At 62.5% G+C, this 16,989-nt stretch carries 20 protein-coding genes; 6 read left to right on the top strand and 14 right to left on the bottom strand.

Annotated elements, in window-relative coordinates:
- Positions 1-6 precede the first annotated feature (6 nt).
- Together FEM01_RS00435 and FEM01_RS00440 are read left to right on the top strand one after the other, a co-directional pair.
- Positions 7-1,452 carry an ATPase domain-containing protein gene (locus FEM01_RS00435; protein ID WP_138217316.1) on the top strand — a complete coding sequence of 482 codons (1,446 nt, stop codon included), beginning with the start codon at positions 7-9 and terminating at the stop codon, positions 1,450-1,452.
- 12 nt (positions 1,453-1,464) lie between these two features.
- Positions 1,465-1,824 carry a response regulator gene (locus FEM01_RS00440; RefSeq protein WP_138217317.1) on the top strand — a complete coding sequence of 120 codons (360 nt, stop codon included), beginning with the start codon at positions 1,465-1,467 and terminating at the stop codon, positions 1,822-1,824.
- A gap of 77 nt (positions 1,825-1,901) precedes the next feature.
- On the opposite strand, the gene csrA is transcribed toward FEM01_RS00440, so the two are convergent.
- From csrA to FEM01_RS00475, 8 genes are all read right to left on the bottom strand, one after another.
- Positions 1,902-2,096, bottom strand: a complete 195-nt coding sequence (gene csrA / locus FEM01_RS00445) for a carbon storage regulator CsrA (RefSeq protein ID WP_138217318.1) — start codon at positions 2,094-2,096, stop codon at positions 1,902-1,904.
- 257 nt (positions 2,097-2,353) lie between these two features.
- Entirely contained in the window at positions 2,354-3,364 is a 1,011-nt protein-coding gene (locus FEM01_RS00450; RefSeq protein WP_138217319.1) for a DNA topoisomerase IB, read from the bottom strand.
- Between the two features lie 55 nt (positions 3,365-3,419).
- Positions 3,420-4,511 carry a molybdenum ABC transporter ATP-binding protein gene (gene modC / locus FEM01_RS00455; protein ID WP_138217320.1) on the bottom strand — a complete coding sequence of 364 codons (1,092 nt, stop codon included), beginning with the start codon at positions 4,509-4,511 and terminating at the stop codon, positions 3,420-3,422.
- 1 nt (position 4,512) lies between these two features.
- The gene (gene modB / locus FEM01_RS00460) at positions 4,513-5,193 is read right to left on the bottom strand and encodes a molybdate ABC transporter permease subunit (protein WP_138217321.1); all 681 of its coding nucleotides are present in this window, start codon (positions 5,191-5,193) and stop codon (positions 4,513-4,515) included.
- Entirely contained in the window at positions 5,193-5,951 is a 759-nt protein-coding gene (gene modA, locus FEM01_RS00465; protein WP_138217322.1) for a molybdate ABC transporter substrate-binding protein, read from the bottom strand. The genes modB and modA overlap by 1 nt, the downstream gene beginning before the upstream one ends.
- Before the next feature lie 101 nt (positions 5,952-6,052).
- The gene (locus tag FEM01_RS00470) at positions 6,053-7,117 is read right to left on the bottom strand and encodes an NAD(P)H-dependent flavin oxidoreductase (protein WP_138217323.1); all 1,065 of its coding nucleotides are present in this window, start codon (positions 7,115-7,117) and stop codon (positions 6,053-6,055) included.
- Between the two features lie 23 nt (positions 7,118-7,140).
- Positions 7,141-7,311, bottom strand: coding sequence for a hypothetical protein (locus tag FEM01_RS24110; protein ID WP_171030883.1), 171 nt, complete (start codon positions 7,309-7,311; stop codon positions 7,141-7,143).
- 7 nt (positions 7,312-7,318) lie between these two features.
- A complete protein-coding gene (locus FEM01_RS00475; RefSeq protein WP_138217324.1) occupies positions 7,319-7,621 on the bottom strand; it encodes a DUF1883 domain-containing protein in 303 nt (100 codons plus the stop codon).
- Positions 7,622-7,776: 155 nt separating this feature from the next.
- On the opposite strand from FEM01_RS00475, the gene FEM01_RS00480 reads away from it, so the two are divergent.
- From FEM01_RS00480 to FEM01_RS00490, 3 genes are all read left to right on the top strand, one after another.
- A complete protein-coding gene (locus FEM01_RS00480) occupies positions 7,777-8,139 on the top strand; it encodes a hypothetical protein (protein WP_138217325.1) in 363 nt (120 codons plus the stop codon).
- Between the two features lie 123 nt (positions 8,140-8,262).
- Complete coding sequence (locus FEM01_RS00485; protein WP_138217326.1) at positions 8,263-8,922, top strand: c-type cytochrome; 660 nt, start codon at positions 8,263-8,265, stop codon at positions 8,920-8,922.
- Positions 8,919-9,830, top strand: coding sequence for a c-type cytochrome (locus FEM01_RS00490; RefSeq protein ID WP_138217327.1), 912 nt, complete (start codon positions 8,919-8,921; stop codon positions 9,828-9,830). The genes FEM01_RS00485 and FEM01_RS00490 overlap by 4 nt, the downstream gene beginning before the upstream one ends.
- A gap of 106 nt (positions 9,831-9,936) precedes the next feature.
- Here FEM01_RS00490 and FEM01_RS00495 read toward each other — a convergent pair whose 3' ends face one another.
- The 3 genes from FEM01_RS00495 to FEM01_RS00505 form a co-directional block, all read right to left on the bottom strand.
- A complete protein-coding gene (locus tag FEM01_RS00495; protein ID WP_138217328.1) occupies positions 9,937-11,514 on the bottom strand; it encodes a hypothetical protein in 1,578 nt (525 codons plus the stop codon).
- Positions 11,515-11,665: 151 nt separating this feature from the next.
- Positions 11,666-12,160: a DUF934 domain-containing protein gene (locus FEM01_RS00500; RefSeq protein WP_138217329.1), complete on the bottom strand. Its 495-nt coding sequence runs from the start codon at positions 12,158-12,160 to the stop codon at positions 11,666-11,668.
- Positions 12,144-13,796 carry a nitrite/sulfite reductase gene (locus FEM01_RS00505; protein WP_138217330.1) on the bottom strand — a complete coding sequence of 551 codons (1,653 nt, stop codon included), beginning with the start codon at positions 13,794-13,796 and terminating at the stop codon, positions 12,144-12,146. Before FEM01_RS00505 ends, FEM01_RS00500 begins: the two co-directional genes overlap by 17 nt.
- Before the next feature lie 215 nt (positions 13,797-14,011).
- Here FEM01_RS00505 and FEM01_RS00510 point away from each other — a divergent pair, with 215 nt between their 5' ends.
- Entirely contained in the window at positions 14,012-15,088 is a 1,077-nt protein-coding gene (locus FEM01_RS00510; RefSeq protein ID WP_138217331.1) for an ABC transporter substrate-binding protein, read from the top strand.
- A 280-nt stretch (positions 15,089-15,368) separates the two neighbouring features.
- Here FEM01_RS00510 and FEM01_RS00515 read toward each other — a convergent pair whose 3' ends face one another.
- The 3 genes from FEM01_RS00515 to FEM01_RS00525 all read right to left on the bottom strand — a co-directional run bounded on the left by FEM01_RS00515 (position 15,369) and on the right by FEM01_RS00525 (position 16,912).
- Entirely contained in the window at positions 15,369-15,587 is a 219-nt protein-coding gene (locus FEM01_RS00515) for a DUF2970 domain-containing protein (RefSeq protein ID WP_138217332.1), read from the bottom strand.
- A 105-nt stretch (positions 15,588-15,692) separates the two neighbouring features.
- The gene (locus FEM01_RS00520; protein ID WP_138217333.1) at positions 15,693-16,415 is read right to left on the bottom strand and encodes a UDP-2,3-diacylglucosamine diphosphatase; all 723 of its coding nucleotides are present in this window, start codon (positions 16,413-16,415) and stop codon (positions 15,693-15,695) included.
- Positions 16,412-16,912 (bottom strand): peptidylprolyl isomerase, encoded by a 501-nt coding sequence (locus FEM01_RS00525; protein ID WP_138217334.1) that lies wholly within the window; start codon positions 16,910-16,912, stop codon positions 16,412-16,414. Before FEM01_RS00525 ends, FEM01_RS00520 begins: the two co-directional genes overlap by 4 nt.
- Positions 16,913-16,989: the final 77 nt, after the last annotated feature.

Consider the following 16,989-nt stretch of genomic DNA (forward strand, 5'->3'; position numbering starts at 1 on the left):
ACAGCCATGGTTGAACAACTCAAGCGCTTGCGAACGGGCATCACCGGACTCGATGCTTTGCTCAAAGGGGGGTTGGTGGTCGGGGCGGCTTATGTCGTGCAGGGCCATCCGGGCTCGGGCAAGACCATCCTGGGCAACCAGCTGGCGTGCAACCATGTGCGTGACGGCGGGCGCGTGCTGGTAGCGACCCTGCTTAGCGAGTCCCACGAGCGCTTGTTCCAGTACCTTTCGACACTGAGCTTTTTCGATCGCCAGTTGGTGGGGGACAGCATTCAGTTCCTCAGTGCCTTCGATACCCTTGAGCAGGACGGATTGGATGCTGTCGTGCGCCTGCTGCGTCAGGAGATCGCCCGTCAGCAGGCCACGCTGCTGGTGGTCGACGGAGTGCTGAACGCGCGAAACCGCGCGTCCAGCAGCCTGGATACCAAGAAATTCGTTTCCGAGCTGCAGGGCCATGCCGCTTTCGCCGGCTGCACGGTGCTGTTGCTGACCAGTGCCCGCCTGGAGGAGGGCAGTCCAGAGCACACCATGGTCGATGGCGTGATCGAACTCAGCGAGCAGTTGGTCGGCAATGCCGCCGTGCGCCACGTGCAGTTGCGCAAGACACGTGGCAGCGGCGCCTTGTCGGGACGCCACGAATGCCTGATCGACGAAGATGGCCTTCGGGTGTTCCCGCGTCTGGAGTCGTTATATGGCCATCCCAGCCAGCACGGGGCGCAGACTCTGGATAAAGTGAGCACCGGCGTGGCGGACCTCGATGCGATGCTCGGCGGTGGCCTGACGCGCGGCTCGGTAAGCTTGCTGATGGGGCCGTCCGGGGTGGGCAAGACGGCGTTGGGCATTGCGTTTCTGGCGGCATCCACCCCACAGTCGCCCGGCTTGCACTTTGGTTTCTACGAAACGCCGGTGCGGCTGCGGCACAAGGCTGCCGCGCTGGGTGTGCCGCTGCCGGCGCTTGAGCAGAGCGGCGCTGTGCGCCTGTGCTGGCAACCCACTACCGAAGGCTTGCTCGATCAGGTCGGCCAGCGTCTGCTTGACCAGGTGCAGGCCAGCGGCGCCCAGCGCGTCGTCATCGATAGCCTTGGCGCCTTTGGCCGCTTGGCGCTGGATCCGACACGGCTCAATAGTTTCTTCCGCGCGTTGACCGGCGAGCTGCGGGCGCGCGATGTGACGGTACTGCTGACGTGGGAGATGCGTGACATCTTCGGTGCCGAGATCACCGCGCCAGCGCCTGATCTTTCGAGCATCGTCGACAATTTGCTGCTGCTGCGTCTGGCCGAACTTGAGGCGCGCTTGCACCGCGTGATGTCGATTGTCAAAGTACGTGACAGCGACCACGATCCTACCTTGCAGTCACTCTCCCTTGGCCCGCACGGCATCAGCCTGGCGCGCGCCTTCGAGGGGGCTGCCGGGGTCCTTAGCGGTACGGCGGTTACCCAGGAGGATCGCTGATGCGATGACGCCATGTACACCATCTTGATCGTCGATGACGAGTACCTGATCGCTGATATCCTGGGTTTTGCCCTGGAAGACGAAGGCTTTCTGGTGGAAAAGGCCAGCAATGGTCGTAAGGCGCTGGACGCGTTGAAAGAGAAACGCGTAGACCTGGTGATCACGGACTACATGATGCCTGTGCTCAACGGCAAGGAGCTGGCCGAAGCCATCCGTGGCGAGTTGCAGCTCGCCGACTTGCCGGTGGTGTTGATGAGCGGTGCGCAAGCCAGCCTGGGGCGTGTGTGCCCGGAGCTGTTCGCGGCAGTGTTCGACAAACCCTTCGACATGGACACAATGATCGCCACGGTGCGTGAACTCCTGGGCACCTGAGGTTCAGGGGGAGGCTCCCCGCGTGGGCGGGCAATCGATCAGTCGCGTCCGTGCGGCTCGATGTTGTAAAGGTGGTATTACTGATCGTTGTGTTTCTCCGGTGCTGGACTGCCAGCCTGAATGCGTTTGAAAATCTCTTCACGGTGCACCTGAACATCCTTGGGTGCATCGATACCGATCCTCACTTGCATACCCTTGACGCCCAGAATGGTGACTTTGATGTCATCGTTGATAACGATGCTTTCGCCAACTTTGCGGGTGAGTATCAGCATGTAGTTCTCCTTGGTGGTGTAGATGGCCGCGAGCCGTTTGCCCTGCGGTGGGAGCTTGTCCCTCTTCCCTCTCATTAAAGACGCTTTCGGCGGATAAGAATTCCCCGACAGACAAATTCTGTAGCTTCTCTGTGCAGCAGGTGTCGATGGCTGATTGCACGCCACCGGCGAAGGTGCTCGGTGGCAAGGATAGGGGGATTGGTTGAATATGGGAAATTTCGTTGTTCAATAGGGTAAATAGTTGACCTGCATGATCGTCAGGGCGACAGCGCTTGCAGAAAGCGCAGCAAAACCACTTCGTCGGCTTCCAAGCCTTTGCGTTGCCGAGCGCGGGGCAACGCTGCCAGTCGCCCCAGATGGAAGTGCTCCAGCACCGCTGGGTGAATGTAGCAGCGCCGACACACCGCTGGGGTGTTGCCCAGGCGTGAGGCCACCTGGCGTACGATGGCTGCGGCCTGGCGTCGGGCCTCGACATCGGGTTGCCAAGCCAAGGGTCTGAGCAGGCTCAGTGCCAGGCTGCTGCCGGCCCAGGTACGGTAGTCCTTGGCCGTGAAGTCGGCGCCGGTCAACTGTTGGAGAAACTGGTTGACCTCGGTGGAGCCGACGCTATGGCGTTGACCTTCTTCGTCCAGATACTGGAACAACGCTTGCCCTGGCAGTTCCATGCAGCGCTTGAGCAGTGCAGCCAGGCGCCGGTCGCGCAGGGTGACGTCGTGCTCGACGCCACGTTTGCCGCGGAACTGGAAACGGATGCTGCTGCCGCGTACCTCGACGTGGCGGTTGTTCAGGGTGGTCAGGCCATAGGAGCGGTTGTCGCGCAGGTACTGGCGATTGCCAATGCGAATCAGCGTGCAATCGAGCAGGCTGATCACCAAGGCCATCACTTTCTCCCGATCCAGGCCAGGCCGGGACAGGTGCTGCTCCAGTTTTAGGCGCAGGCGTGGCAGTGCTTGGGCGAAGGCGAGCATGCGCGCGTACTTGTGCTGATCGCGCAGCTCGCGCCATTGCGCGTGATAACGGTACTGCTTGCGGCCGCGGGCGTCACGCCCGGTAGCCTGCAAATGCCCCTGCGGGTCGGCGCAGATCCACACCTCGGTATATGCAGGCGGAATGACCAGTGCCGCGATGCGTGCCAGGGTTTCTGGGTCGTGGATGCGTGCGCCGTCGGCGTCGAAATAGTGGAAGCGGTCACGCCAGCGGCGTCGGCTGAAGCCTGGCTGGGTATCGTCGACATAGTGCAGGCTGGCGGGCAACGGGCAGTCGTTCATCGGCGCAGTCCATCAAGTGGCTCTGCTCAATGGACAACGCGCGCTCCGGGGTTGCTCAGCCTAGCAGCGCTACCGACTTGATCTGGGCCCATAGCCGCTGTCCGGGGCGCAGCGCCAGTTGATCGGCCGAGTACCGGGTGATGCGCGCCAGCAATGCACTACCGCCAGCATCCAGATTGACCAGCAGGTGGGCTGGGTTATCGGCCGCACGGCATTCACGCACGTAGACCGGCAGCCGGTTTAGGATGCTTGAGGCACTGTCGGCATCCAGTGCCAGGCTGACGTCACGGGCCTGTACCTTCAGTCGCAGGGTCCTGCCCACCTGCAGGCCGGGATGCGCGATGCGCAGTTGCGGGCCATCACCTCCCGGCAAGCGCAGGTCGAACAAGCCGTAGTGCGGATCGTGCCTGATTACCAGGCCTTCAAGCACGACGCCAGCGTCTTCTCCTTGGGCCAGCGGCAGGTCCAGGCGTGACAGGGTCTGGCCGATCGGACCGCTGGCCAGCGCCTTGCCTTGCTCCAGCAGCACCAGATGATCAGCCAGTCGGGCGACTTCGTCCTGCGCGTGGCTGACGTACACCAGCGGGATGTCCAGCTCATCGTGAAGGCGCTCCAGGTAGGGCAGGATCTCGCGTTTGCGCGCGCTGTCCAGGGCGGCCAGCGGCTCATCCATCAGGAGCAGTCGTGGGCTGCTCAGTAGCGCTCGGGCGATGCCCACGCGCTGTGCCTCGCCACCGGAGAGGGTGGCCGGTTTACGTTCGAGCAGATGGTCGATGCCGAGCAACTGGCAGGCCTGGTCCTGGCTGATCTTGCGCTCGCGCGCAGCCACGCGGCGCCAGCCAAACGCCAGGTTGCCGCGCACTGACAAGTGCGGGAACAGGCTGGCCTCCTGGAACACGTAACCTACGGGGCGCTTGTGCGGGGCGACGAAATGGCCGCGTGCGCTGTCTTCCCAGATCTCGCCATTGACCTCGATGTAGGCGCTGGTCGCGCGCTCCAGGCCAGCCAGGCAGCGCAGGCAGGAGGTTTTGCCGGAGCCTGAAGGGCCGAACAGCGCGCTGATGCCGCGCCCCGGCAGTTGCAGGTCGACGTCCAGGGTGAAATCGTCGCGGGCAAGGCGCAGGCGCGCCTGTATCGATGCACTCATCTTAGCTCCAGCCAGCCTTGCCACGGCGGCCAGCGTAAAGCACCAGCAGCACCAGGAAGGAGAACACCAGCATCGCCCCGGCCAGCCAATGGGCCTGGGCGTATTCCATGGCCTCGACGTGATCGTAGATCTGCACCGAGACTACGCGCGTCTTGTCCGGGATGTTGCCACCGATCATCAGTACCACGCCGAACTCGCCGACGGTGTGGGCGAAGCCGAGGATACTGGCGGTGATGAAACCGGGGCGGGCCAGCGGCAGTACCACGTTGATGAACGTATCCCAAGGACTGGCGCGCAGGGTGGCGGCCACTTCCAGCGGACGCTGGCCGATGGCGCTGAAGGCATTTTGCAGCGGCTGGACCACGAACGGCATGGAGTACACCACCGAACCGATCACCAGCCCGCTGAAGCTGAATACCACGCTGCCCAGCCCCAACGCCTGTAGGCTCTGGCCGATCCAGCCGTGCGGGCCGAGGGCCAGCAGCAGGTAGAAGCCGATCACCGTCGGCGGTAGCACCAAGGGCAGGGCCACCACCGCACCGATCGGTCCGCGCAGCCAGGAGCGGGTGCGCGCCAGCCACCAGGCGATGGGCGTGCCCAGCACCAGCAGGATGGCGGTGGTCAGGCTGGCCAGTTTGAGGGTCAGCCAGACCGCACCCAGGTCACTGGCATCTAGCGGCATCAGATTTCATAACCGTACGACTTGATCACCGCAGCGGCTTTCGGGCCCTTGAGGTACTCGACCAAGGCCTTGGCTGCTGGGTTGTCCTTGCCCTTGTTGAGGATGACCGCGTCCTGGCGGATCGGGTCATGCAGCGTGGACGGCACGATCCACGCTGAACCTTCGCTGACCTTGCCATCCTTGTAGACCTGCGACAGGGCCACGAAACCCAGTTCGGCATTGCCGGTGGAGACGAACTGGAAGGCCTGGGTGATGTTCTGGCCTTCGACGATCTTAGCCTTGGTGGCCTCGGTCAGTTTCAGCTTGTCCAACACTTGGGTGGCGGCTAGGCCATACGGGGCGGCCTTGGGGTTGGCAATGGACAGGTGCTGGAACGCGTTGTGCATTAGCACTTCGCCCTTGGCATCGACGTAGCCGGGCTTGGCCGACCATAGGGCCAGGGTGCCGATGGCGTAGGTGAACCGCGAGCCGGGGACGATCTCGTTTTCCTGCTCAAGCTTGGCTGGGGTGGTGTCGTCGGCTGCCAGGAACACTTCGAACGGCGCCCCATTCTTGATCTGCGCGTAGAACTGGCCAGTGGCGCCATACGCGGCGACCAGCGTGTGGCCGGTGTCCTTCTCGAAGTCCTTGGCGATAGCCTGGATGGGCGCGGTGAAGTTGGCTGCCACCGCAACCTGCACTTCATCGGCCCAGGCGCTGTTCAGAGAGATCACGCTGACCAGAGCGCTGGCGACCAGGTGGGGAAGGCGAATACGCATCAAGATGGCTCCTAGGGACGGCTTATCGTTATAGCGCAAACTATATAGCGATACGCCATGTGTCGGAAAGCGTCCTTTCGATTTAAAAGCCTATCTGGTGGTCAGGTTTTTATGTGGTGCCCGGCAATTGCGCAGGTCAGCTCGGCTGCCGACAGGTGTTTGCCCAGGCCTAGCCCCTGGCCCGCCCAGAGGTTGCTGAAATCGCTGTTGCCCTCTGGGTCGGTGATCGCTCGCAGCGGCATCAGCGCGCCGCCTGCCAAGGGAAAACGCGGTGCCAGTGGGCTGATCGGGCCCAATTCGCGCATCAGGCGGTTGTTGATGCCACGTGCGGGGCGCCCGGTGAACAGGTTGGTCATGGCGGTATCGCTGGCTGGCGCGTTGTCCAGTGCATGGCGATGGGCCGCTGAAACCTTGGCCTCGGGGCAGAACAAATAGGCGGTGCCGGCCTGCACGGCCGAGGCGCCCAAGGCCAGGGCAGCGAGGAGTCCGCGATGATCACCGACCCCGCCAGCGGCGATCACCGGCACATCCACCGCATCCACGACCTGCGGCACCAGGGCGAATGTGCCGATCTGGCTGTTGAGCTCCTGACTCAGGAACATGCCACGGTGCCCGCCGGCCTCGCTGCCCATGGCAATGATCGCGTCGCAGCCGTGCTCTTCCAGCCAGCGCGCTTCTTCTACCGTGGTGGCGCTGGAGAGTATCTTGGCGCCGCAGGCCTTGACCCGCAGCAACAGGTCGGGCGCTGGCAGGCCGAAGTGGAAGCTGACCACTTCCGGGCGCAGTGCTTCGACCAGTTGGCACGCCTGTTCGTCGAACGGCGCGCGGTTGGACACCGGCGTAGGGGCGTTGAAATCGGCGCCAAGCTCGTCGTAGTAGGGCTTGAGCGCCTGCTTCCAGCGTGCATCCTGCTCAGGATCTGGCGCCGGCGGCTGATGGCAAAAGAAGTTCAGGTTGAGCGGACCGCTGCAAGCACTGCGAAACGTCTCGACCTCGGCGCGCACCTGCGCATGGGTGAGCATGGCGCAGGGCAGGGCGCCCAGGCCACCGGCATTGCCTACGGCAATCGCCATGGCCGAGCCACTGGCGCCGGCCATGGGCGCCTGGAGAATGGGCAACTCGATACCTAGAAGGTCGAGGATGCGGCGGTCTTGCCAGGGGCTCATGGGCGACTCCTTGAGTGCGGGGGTTACAGGGCCTTGCTGACCTGGATATCGCTGATCTTGTTGGCGTCGTCGCCGTGAATCTTGCGCAGGGCCTCTTGGGCTTGCTCGAGCGAGGCGTCGGGCATCAGCGCGAAATCCCAGCGGCGCTGGCCGTCGAGCTTGTATTTGATGACGTACTTGGTGGTCTGGGTCATGCGAGTCTTATCCGAGTTTCGACGACGAGCGACGAATGATCTTGATCTTGTGGGTGAAGGCCGGTTTGCGGGTTACCGAGATCGGCCGTGTCGTCACGGTGTCCAGGGTGATGTTCCAGAAACCGGTGCTAGGCACGGTGATCTTGGCGGGAAAACGCTCGAAGTGCCCACCGTGGTAGGTGTGGCGCCCGCCGTTTTTGAAACTGCGGAAGTTGGCGTCGTTCATCAGGCGGATATTGCAGCGCTGGGAGCACTCGACGACGACGATGTCGTCCTCGTTCAGGTGCTCGCGCTGGTGTACGAATTTCATGGGTTGCTCCGCAAGGATTGGTTCAGCGAACGGGAAAGATACCACGATGTGGGGGCGACTTCCCTCCGCTGGCATGCTCGCGATTTGCACCCTTTGCGGGAGCTAATCGGCCGTTGCGCGGTCACAGGAGGCATTTGCAATGGGAGAGCGTGTACATGAAATGGCTGGTGGTCGGTTTGTCGTTGCTGGTAGGCGGTTGCGTCAGTGTGTCGGAACTGGAGCGCTCGCATGAAACCATGGACGTTATTTCGGGCAAGGCGCCCCGTGAGTATGCCGACTGCGTGAAGCACCGGCTCGCTGACAGCCGTGGTGAGCTGCAGGAGCAGGCACGCGGCGACGAAGACTTGCGCCTGATCGTGCCGCAGAAGCTGTCGAGCCTGGGCGGACCTGCGGCGCTACTGGACATCGACAAGCGCGGTAATGGCAGTTCGATCAAGGTCTACGAGCGGCTGAACAATTTCCCGCTGCGCCTGGGCGATGTACGCACGGCTGCGACCGCCTGCATTTCGGGGAATTGATCCAGCTCAGTAGAAGTCGGGTTAGCCTCGCGGTGGCATGTTCCTGAGTGGCACATAGGCCTACTATTTCCTTGCTTATGCTTTTTGGGCCTAAGCTTATAACAAGGAAATGGAGACTCCGTGATGAAACCCCTGAGCCATGCCCTGATCAGCAGCCTGCTGATACTCGGTGGGTCTTCGGCGTTTGCCGCCGATGGCCAGCGTATTTACAACCAGGGTGGGAATAACCCCGCCGCCATGGCCTGCATGGGCTGCCACGGCCCGGATGCCAAGGGCATCGCTGCCGCAGGTTTCCCCCGGCTGGCGGGCCTGCCGGCCGACTACCTGGCCAAGCAATTGCGCGATCTGCGCGGTGCCAGCCGACAGCAAGCGGTGATGACGCCGTTAGCCAAGGCGTTGGACGACGCCGAAATCGATGCCGTCAGCGCCTACCTCGCGCAGTTGCCCAGCGATTCGCCGCCTGAGCTGCGCCGGCAGCAGATCGCGGGCGACCCCACCACTCGCCTGGCGCTGTATGGCGACTGGAGCCGTCAAGTGCCCGGTTGCGTGCAGTGCCATGGTCCGGGTGGCGTCGGCGTGGGTGAGCACTTCCCACCCCTTGCCGGGCAGCCCGCGGGCTATCTGGTTGCGCAATTGCAAGCCTGGCGCAATGGCACGCGCAGCAACGACCCCAACCGTCTGATGGTCGAGGTGGCCAAGGCGTTGACCGATACCGAGGTCACGGCCCTTGCCGAGTATTTCGCCAACGCCGGTGTGCAGCCTGCCCAGGAGGTCAAGCCATGAAAGCCCTGATTGCAAGCATGTGGCTCGTACTGGGCAGTGCCCAGGCCGCTCCCGTCGCCATGGACGATCAGTCGCAACTGACAGTCACCCCAGCAAGCGTCGCACCGCAGTTCGTGCCACCTGCTGAAACGACCATTCCTGACAACGCGTTTGGCAAGATGGTCCGCGAAGGCCATGCGTTGTTCGTCGATACCCGGCGATTGATGCCGGATGCGGTCGGCAATGGCATGAATTGCAGTAACTGTCACCTCGATCAGGGTCGCATGGCTCACTCCGCGCCGCTGTGGGGCGCCTATCCGATGTATCCGGCCTATCGCAAGAAAAACGACAAGGTCAACACCTTCGCCGAGCGGATCCAAGGCTGTTTCCAGTTCAGCATGAACGGGCGTCCCCCGGCGGCGGACAGCCAGCAGATGACTGCGCTCAGCGTTTACGCCTACTGGCTCTCGACCCAGGCACCTACCGGTGTCGAGATCGCAGGGCGCGGATACCCGGAAGTGGCGCAGCCAGCGGCGGGTTACGATTTCAAGCGTGGCGAGCAGGTGTACCGCGAACAGTGCGCGATCTGTCATGGCAGCCAGGGCGAAGGGCAGAAGGTGGCTGGCGAGTATGTGATGCCGCCGTTGTGGGGGAGGGATTCCTATAACTGGGGGGCGGGCATGCACCGGATCAACACCGCAGCGTCGTTCATCAAGTACAACATGCCATTGGGCAAGCCCGGCAGTTTGAGTGACCAGCAGGCGTGGGACGTAGCGGCTTGGATCAATCGCCACGAACGTCCCCAGGATCCGCGTCTGGTCGATGGCTCGATCGAGAAAACACGTGTGAAGTTCCATGCCAAGGATGGTGTCAACCTCTATGGGCAAAAGGTTGACGGCGTGCTGCTAGGCCAAGGCACTGAAGGCTGACGCAGGCGATCGCTCCAATGGCCGGCATCGGGCCTGATGCTGTTCACTTAAGATTGAGCGAACAGCATTACGGCTTCGTGCCGGCCTGCGTATCGGACGCGTCGCCTCAGATCTTCGACGGATTGCCCTGTAGCAGCCAGTGGCGGCTGTTGTCCGCCATGTCCTGGGCGAAGGTCGAGATGCCGTTGGCGCTGCGCGACTTGGCGTCACGGCTCAGGAGCGTGGCGATCAGCTTCAACTGATCCTGCGACTTGCGCTCGGCATCGGAGGTGGTGTTGTCGGACTTCAGCACCCCTTCCTGGTACACCCGCACCCGCTCGCTGCGGCTGGCCTGCTGGGCGGAGCTGGCTTCGCTGAGTATGCCGTTGACGATCGATGTCCGGGTGGTGTTGCGGGCGTCGTCGTTGACCTGATGGTAACGGTAGTTCTGCGAGGCGTTATCGCGCGTCAGTTGCAACCCCACCAGTGGGTTGAGGCTTGAGTGCCAGGCTGCGCTGAGGCTCGATTGCTGTTCCTGCTCCAGCGAGAAGCTTGTGCCCTTGCCTGTCTTGGTCGTGGTCTGCGACACCGTGTAGTCGAAGCGGTCCGCTTCCTCGGGGCGCATCGGGTTGCTGTGCTCGACGGTTTGCTTGATGGACGCGTTGAAGTCGGCCAGCCCGCTGAGCAGCGAGCGGCTGAGGGTATTGATGGTCGAGTTGTGCCGGGCAGGGCGTGCACTGCTGTCATCCACGCTGTTGAGTTGGCTGAAGGCATCCTTGAACAGGGTGTTCAGCCGCTCATCGCCTTTGCCCCGTTGGCGAGCCGCGTCGAACTGCTCGAGGTAGTTGCTAAGCGCTGCCTCGCGCTGGGCCTTGCTGCCAAGCATGGCGCCATCATGGCTGTCCAGCTCCAGCTGCAATTGGCCGCTGGGGCCCTGCAAGCTCAGGCTTCGGGTCGAGCCGTCAAGGCGCAGGTCGAACGTCTGCTGCTCGCCACTGACCAGGTCGAGCTTGGCCGTCATCTGCAAGCCGGTGAATAGGCGTTGGTCGACGCTGAGCAGGTCACCAAGCTTCAGGCTCGGTGGTTCCTGGTTGAGGCCGTCGACGGCGCTCTGAAAACCATCAGCCAAGGCGGCCAGGGCCTTGAGTTCGTCGTCATTTAGTTCGCCGCCCGTGACCGAAGCCTCGACGGCCAAGCCCTGTTCGCCGCTGTACAGGCCGAGGGTGATGGTGGCGCCGGAAGCGCTGGTGAGGTTGAGGGTGACACTGTTGCTGGCGTGTTCGCGCAGGTTCGCCCGTTGCAGCTCGAGGATGGCTGGGTCGGTCGCGCTGTTATCGCTTGCCGCTAGTGCCGATTGCGCGACGCGCTGGCCACCGTTGGCTGCCAGTTGTTCGATCAACGCGGCGCCCAGCCCCTGGAAGCGACTGCCGATGCTGGTGCTGGCGATGCCAGTGAGCATCTGCGTGGTCAACCTGTCCTGGGTACCTTCTTTTTCCCAGATGTAGCGCACCACCGGGGTGCCCAAGGTGCCCTTGAGCGAATAGGTTTCGGCGTCCGCGACACGGTTGTCCTGGCCTAGGGTGACCTGGCTGCTGGGCGTGTCGGTCACGCTACTGGCTTGCGATACGCTGACCGTTGGCGTGAGTGTGGGCGTAGGGGCGCTGTAGGCGGGGGAAATCCGCAGTGCGGAAGTGACAGGGTTCATCATCGCTTTCCTTGCGCGTTGAATGAGTCCCCATTGATATCGGCTTGATATCAATAAAGCTGAGGCAGGCACTGAAAAATCTTTCGGGCCTGCAAACGCAACGCGGGGCAAGTCGGGATAGTCTCCCGGCTTGCCCCGCGTGCAGGGACGCTTAGCGGCGACGGAACAGCGGCAGCGGTTCGTCAGTGGCGGCCTGGTAGGTGACAGAGAAGTCCTTCAGGCTTTGCAGTGCGTCTTCAGGGTCTTTGTCGGCGCGAATGGCGAACGCATCGAAGCCGCAGCGAGCCATGAAGAACAGCTGGTCGCGCAGTACATCGCCGATGGCGCGCAGCTCGCCCTTGAACTTGTAGCGATCACGCAGCAGACGTGCGTTGGAGTAGCTGCGCCCGTCGGTGAAGGCTGGGAAATTCAAGGCGATGACCTGGAAGTGCTCGACGTCTTCGCCGATTTCCTCGGCTTCTTCGTCGCTGTCCAGCCATACGCCCAGGCCGCCGTCGCGGGCCTTGAGCACGTGACCATGGTCGCGCCACAGGTGCAACGGGACGATGTAATCGTCGCAGTTGGTCAGCTCGTCCAGCGACGTTTCCTTGGGCAGCAGGTGCCAGGTTTCGTCGACGATCTGGTTGTTCTTAATGATTCGCTGCATAGACGCGTTCCTTGAAGGGGTCGATGCCGATACGCTGGTAGGTGTCGATGAAACGCTCTTCCTCGGTACGTCGTTCAACGTACACGGCGATCAGCTTCTCGATCACGTCGGCCATGTCGTCCTGGGCGAAGGATGGGCCAAGGATCTTGCCCAGCGATGCGTCGCGTGCGGCATTGCCGCCCAGCGAGACCTGGTAGAACTCCTCGCCCTTTTTGTCGACACCCAGGATGCCGATATGGCCGACGTGGTGGTGGCCACAGGCATTCATGCAGCCAGAGATGTTCAGGTCGATCTCGCCGATGTCGAACAGGTAGTCCAGGTCATCGAAGCGGCGCTGGATCGATTCGGCGATCGGGATCGACTTGGCATTGGCCAGCGAGCAGTAGTCACCGCCCGGGCAGCAGATGATGTCGGTCAGCAGGCCGATGTTCGGCGTGGCGAAACCGTTCTCGCGCAGCTCCAGCCAGAGGGCGTGCAACTGGCGCTGCTCGACGTCTGCCAGGATGATGTTCTGCTCGTGGGAGGTCCGCAGGAAGCCGAAGCTGTAGCGCTCGGCCAGGTCCGCGACGGCGTCCAGCTGTTTGTCGGTCAGGTCGCCTGGGGCAACGCCGGTGGGCTTGAGCGACAGGGTCACGGCCACGTAGCCAGGGCGCTTGTGGGCACGGGTGTTGCGCGAGCGCCAGCGGGCGAAGCCTGGGAATTCGGCGTCCTGGGCGCTGTAGTCGACGTTGTCCAGGGCCAGGTAGGCAGGGTCGACGAAGTGACGCGAGACGCGCTCGACTTCGGCTTCGGTCAGCGTGGTGCTGCCACCGCGCAGGTGGACCATCTCGGCCTCGACCTTCTCGGCGAAGACTTCCGGGGTGAGTGCCTTGACCAGGATCTTGATGCGCGCCTTGTACTTGTTGTCACGACGACCGTAACGGTTGTACACACGCAGGATGGCATCCAGGTAGCTGATCAGGTCCTGCCACGGCAGGAACTCGTTGATGAACGCACCGACTACTGGCGTGCGGCCCAGGCCGCCGCCAACCAGCACTCGGAAGCCCAACTCGCCAGCGGCGTTGCGCACCGGCTCCAGGCCGATGTCGTGCACCTCGATGGCCGCGCGATCTTGCTCGGAGCCATTGATCGCAATCTTGAACTTGCGCGGCAGGTAGGCGAATTCAGGGTGGAAGGTAGTCCACTGACGGACGATCTCGCACCATGGGCGCGGGTCGATGATCTCGTCGGCGGCCACGCCAGCGAACTGGTCGGTGGTGGTGTTGCGCAGGCAGTTGCCGCTGGTCTGAATCGCGTGCATCTGCACGGTGGCAAGCTCAGCGAGAATATCCGGGATGTCTTCCAACGCCGGCCAGTTGAACTGTACGTTCTGGCGGGTGGAAATGTGAGCGTAGCCCTTGTCGTAGTCGCGAGCGATCTTGGCCAGGGTACGGACCTGGTTTGCGTTCAGCTGGCCGTAGGGCACGGCGACGCGCAGCATCGGGGCGAAACGTTGGATATAGAGGCCGTTCTGCAGGCGCAGAGGGCGGAATTCTTCTTCGCTCAGCTCCCCGGCCAGGTAGCGGCGGGTCTGATCACGGAACTGCTTGACGCGGTCCTCGATGATCCGCTGATCGTACTCGTCGTATACGTACATAAAAGTCCTGTCTCAGGCTGCATGCAGCTATTCGCGCGCACGGCCGCGCACTCCGGTTCGGAGCCGGGGCACGATATCAGGTTGGAGTTATGCGCTAAAGTGATGTTTTTGCATATGAAAAGAACTAAAAGAACTAAGTGAGATTGACTGGCATTTGTGCGACCGTCAAAGCAAGGGGTTTATAATCTGGCGTTTGTTCCAAAAGGTGTAATCGCATGCTCAAGGCGCTGTGCCAAAGCTTGTGCCTGAGCCTGCCATTGGCAGCCACCGCTCAGGCAGCGTCGGTGGTGTTCATCAATCCAGGCTCATCAAGTGAAGTGTTCTGGACCAGCTATACCCGGTTCATGCAGGCCGCCGCTCACGAACTGGGCATGAACCTGCGGGTGGAGTACAGCGAGCGTCGTGCCGACCTGATGCTGAGCCAGGCGCGAGCCGTGCTCAAAGGACCTGCGCGCCCGGACTACCTGGTGTTGGTCAACGAACAGTATGTAGCCCCCGAGATCTTACGCCTGTCTCGCGATACCGGGGTAAAGCTGTTTCTGGTCAACAATGGCCTGACGGCGAGCCAGGCCCAGAGCATCCAGGCCCAGCCCGGCAAATACGCCCCGCTGCTGGGGACCCTGACGCCCAATGATGAACAGGCCGGCTACCAGATGTTGCAGCAGATGGTCGCGCTGTTGCCGCGCGATAGCGGGCCGGTGGACTTGGTTGCTTTTGTTGGGATAAAGACCACGCCAGCCTCGCAACTGCGCGAGCAGGGCATGCGCCGGGCCCTGGCGGACTTCCCCCAGGTGCGTTTGCGCCAGGTGGTATACGGAGGCTGGAGTCGCGAGCGGGCCTATGAGCAAGCGCGCCTGTTGCGCGAACGTTACCCGCACACCCGGCTGGTATGGTCGGCCAACGACGAAATGGCGTTCGGTGCGATGCGCGCGTTCGAAGAGGCAGGGCAGGTTCCGGGGCGCGATGTGCTATTTAGCGCCGTCAACAGCTCGCCACAAGCTCTGCGCGCGCGCATCGACGGGCGCCTGAGCGTATTGATGGGTGGACACTTCAGCTTGGGCGGTTGGGCCATGGTCATGCTGCATGACGATGCCCATGGGCTGAACCTGGCCGGTGATGGCGTGCGTGAGCACCAGGTCCCGGTGTTGCAGTTGATCGATGCGGACAAGGCGCGGCGCTGGCTGACACTGCTCGAACGCGACGATTATGGCATCGACTTCAAGCGCTACAGTGCCGAAGGCCAGGCGACTGGCTTTCGCTACCCGTTCCTCACGTCACCCGTCGATTACTGAAAGCCCTTGCTTGAGCAAAGGGCATTGCTGAACTTAACTGCTGCTTGAAGTGCATTCCCGATAATCACTACAAGAGGCAATGCAATGGGCAATTCAACCAAGGTCCGCAAAGCTGACAGCAGTGTCGATGCCTGGGCGATCCTATGTCTGATCGTGCTGGTGGTGGTCACTGCCGTGTACTGGGTCAGTCACCAGTAGCCTGATCGCCCTCGCATCGACACCGTGATGCACACAACGACGCCTGCGCGAGGCAATCGTGCAGGCGTCGTTGTGCGTGGCCTCAGCGCGCGGTCAGGTGCAGGGCCAACTGCACCAGCCCCACCAGCACCAGGATAAACACCAGCGTGAACAGCGTACCCAGTACGATGAAGTGGCTGGCCTTGCCATAGGTGAAATCGCGGGCGCGGTTCTTGCCGCTCTGCACGCCGAAGGCGGCGGCGAGGATGCTTTGCAGCATTTGCCAGAAGGTAGGCGGTTTGCCTGGGGAGTGGTCGTCCATGCTGGGCTCCTGTTGGAATCAGCGGCAATCAGCTCCAGTGTAGAAGATCGTCAGGGCAGGGGCGGGGTTGGTGGGAGCGGGCCTTGCGATGCTCCCACGCAAGGGTCAGGCGAATTCGAACGGCGCCAGTTGGAAGCCTTGCTCGTCCACCTGCAGCGTCCAGCCGCGGCGGTCCCAGTCACCCAGCACGATGCGCCGGGCCGGTTCGCCATCGACCATCAGCTTGTGGATCGCCGGACGGTGGGTGTGGCCATGCACCAGGGTGCGTACGCCATGGGTCGACATCACCTCGGGGATCTGCTCGGGCGTCACGTCGACGATCTCGGTGGCCTTCATGCGCGTTTGCGTGCGGCTTTCGCTGCGTAACTTGCGCGCCAGCTTCACGCGTGCGGACAGCGGCAGGTGCCGCAAAATCCACAGGCTCAGCGGGTTGCGCAGATAGCGCCGCAACTTCATGTAGGCCACATCGCGAGTGCATAGGGTATCGCCGTGCATCAGCAGCACCGGCTCGCCGCCCAGTTCGACCACGCACGGGTCGGCCAGCAGCGTGCAGCCGGCGGCCTCGCAAAAGGCCTGGCCGATGAGAAAGTCGCGGTTGCCGTGCATCAGGTAGATCGCCGTGCCGCTGTCGCTCAGCTGGCGCAGGGCCTCGCAGATCGACTGCTGGAACGGCGTCATCGCATCGTCGCCGATCCAGGCCTCGAAGAAATCGCCGAGGATGTACAGCGCCCGAGCGTGGCGCGCGCGGCCGTCGAGCAGATCAAGAAACGCCCGGGTAATGTCCGGGCGTTCTTCTTGCAGGTGCAGATCGGAGATCAGCAGGATCACTCAATGATCTCGGCTTTCTCGATGACCACGTCGTCCTTCGGTACGTCCTGGTGGCCCGCTTTGGAACCGGTGGCCACACCCTCGATGGCGTCGATCACTTCACGGCCTTCGATCACTTCGCCGAACACCGCGTAGCCCCAGCCCTGCACGTTCTTGCCACTGTGGTTGAGGAAGTCGTTGTTGCTGGAGTTGATGAAGAACTGCGCGGAGGCCGAATGCGGCTCCATGGTACGGGCCATGGCAATGGTGTACTTGGAGTTCTTCAGGCCGTTGTCAGCTTCGTTCTGGATGCTGGCGCGGGTTTTTTTCTGGCTCATGCTGGCATCGAAGCCACCGCCCTGGATCATGAAACCCTTGATCACGCGATGGAAGATGGTGCCGTCGTAGTGGCCGTCCTTGACGTACTGAACGAAGTTCTCGGTGGTCAGTGGCGCTTTTTCGGCGTCCAGTTGCAGGACGATGTCGCCATGGTTGGTGCTCAGTTTGACTTTGGACATGCTTAAGTTCGCTCTCAAGGCATTCGGAAAGAGTGAGCGCAGTGCGCTGGGCGGCCATTCTGCCGGTTTCGACCGCT

The organism is Pseudomonas mosselii (genome assembly GCF_005796105.1).
Lineage (GTDB): Bacteria > Pseudomonadota > Gammaproteobacteria > Pseudomonadales > Pseudomonadaceae > Aquipseudomonas > Aquipseudomonas mosselii_C.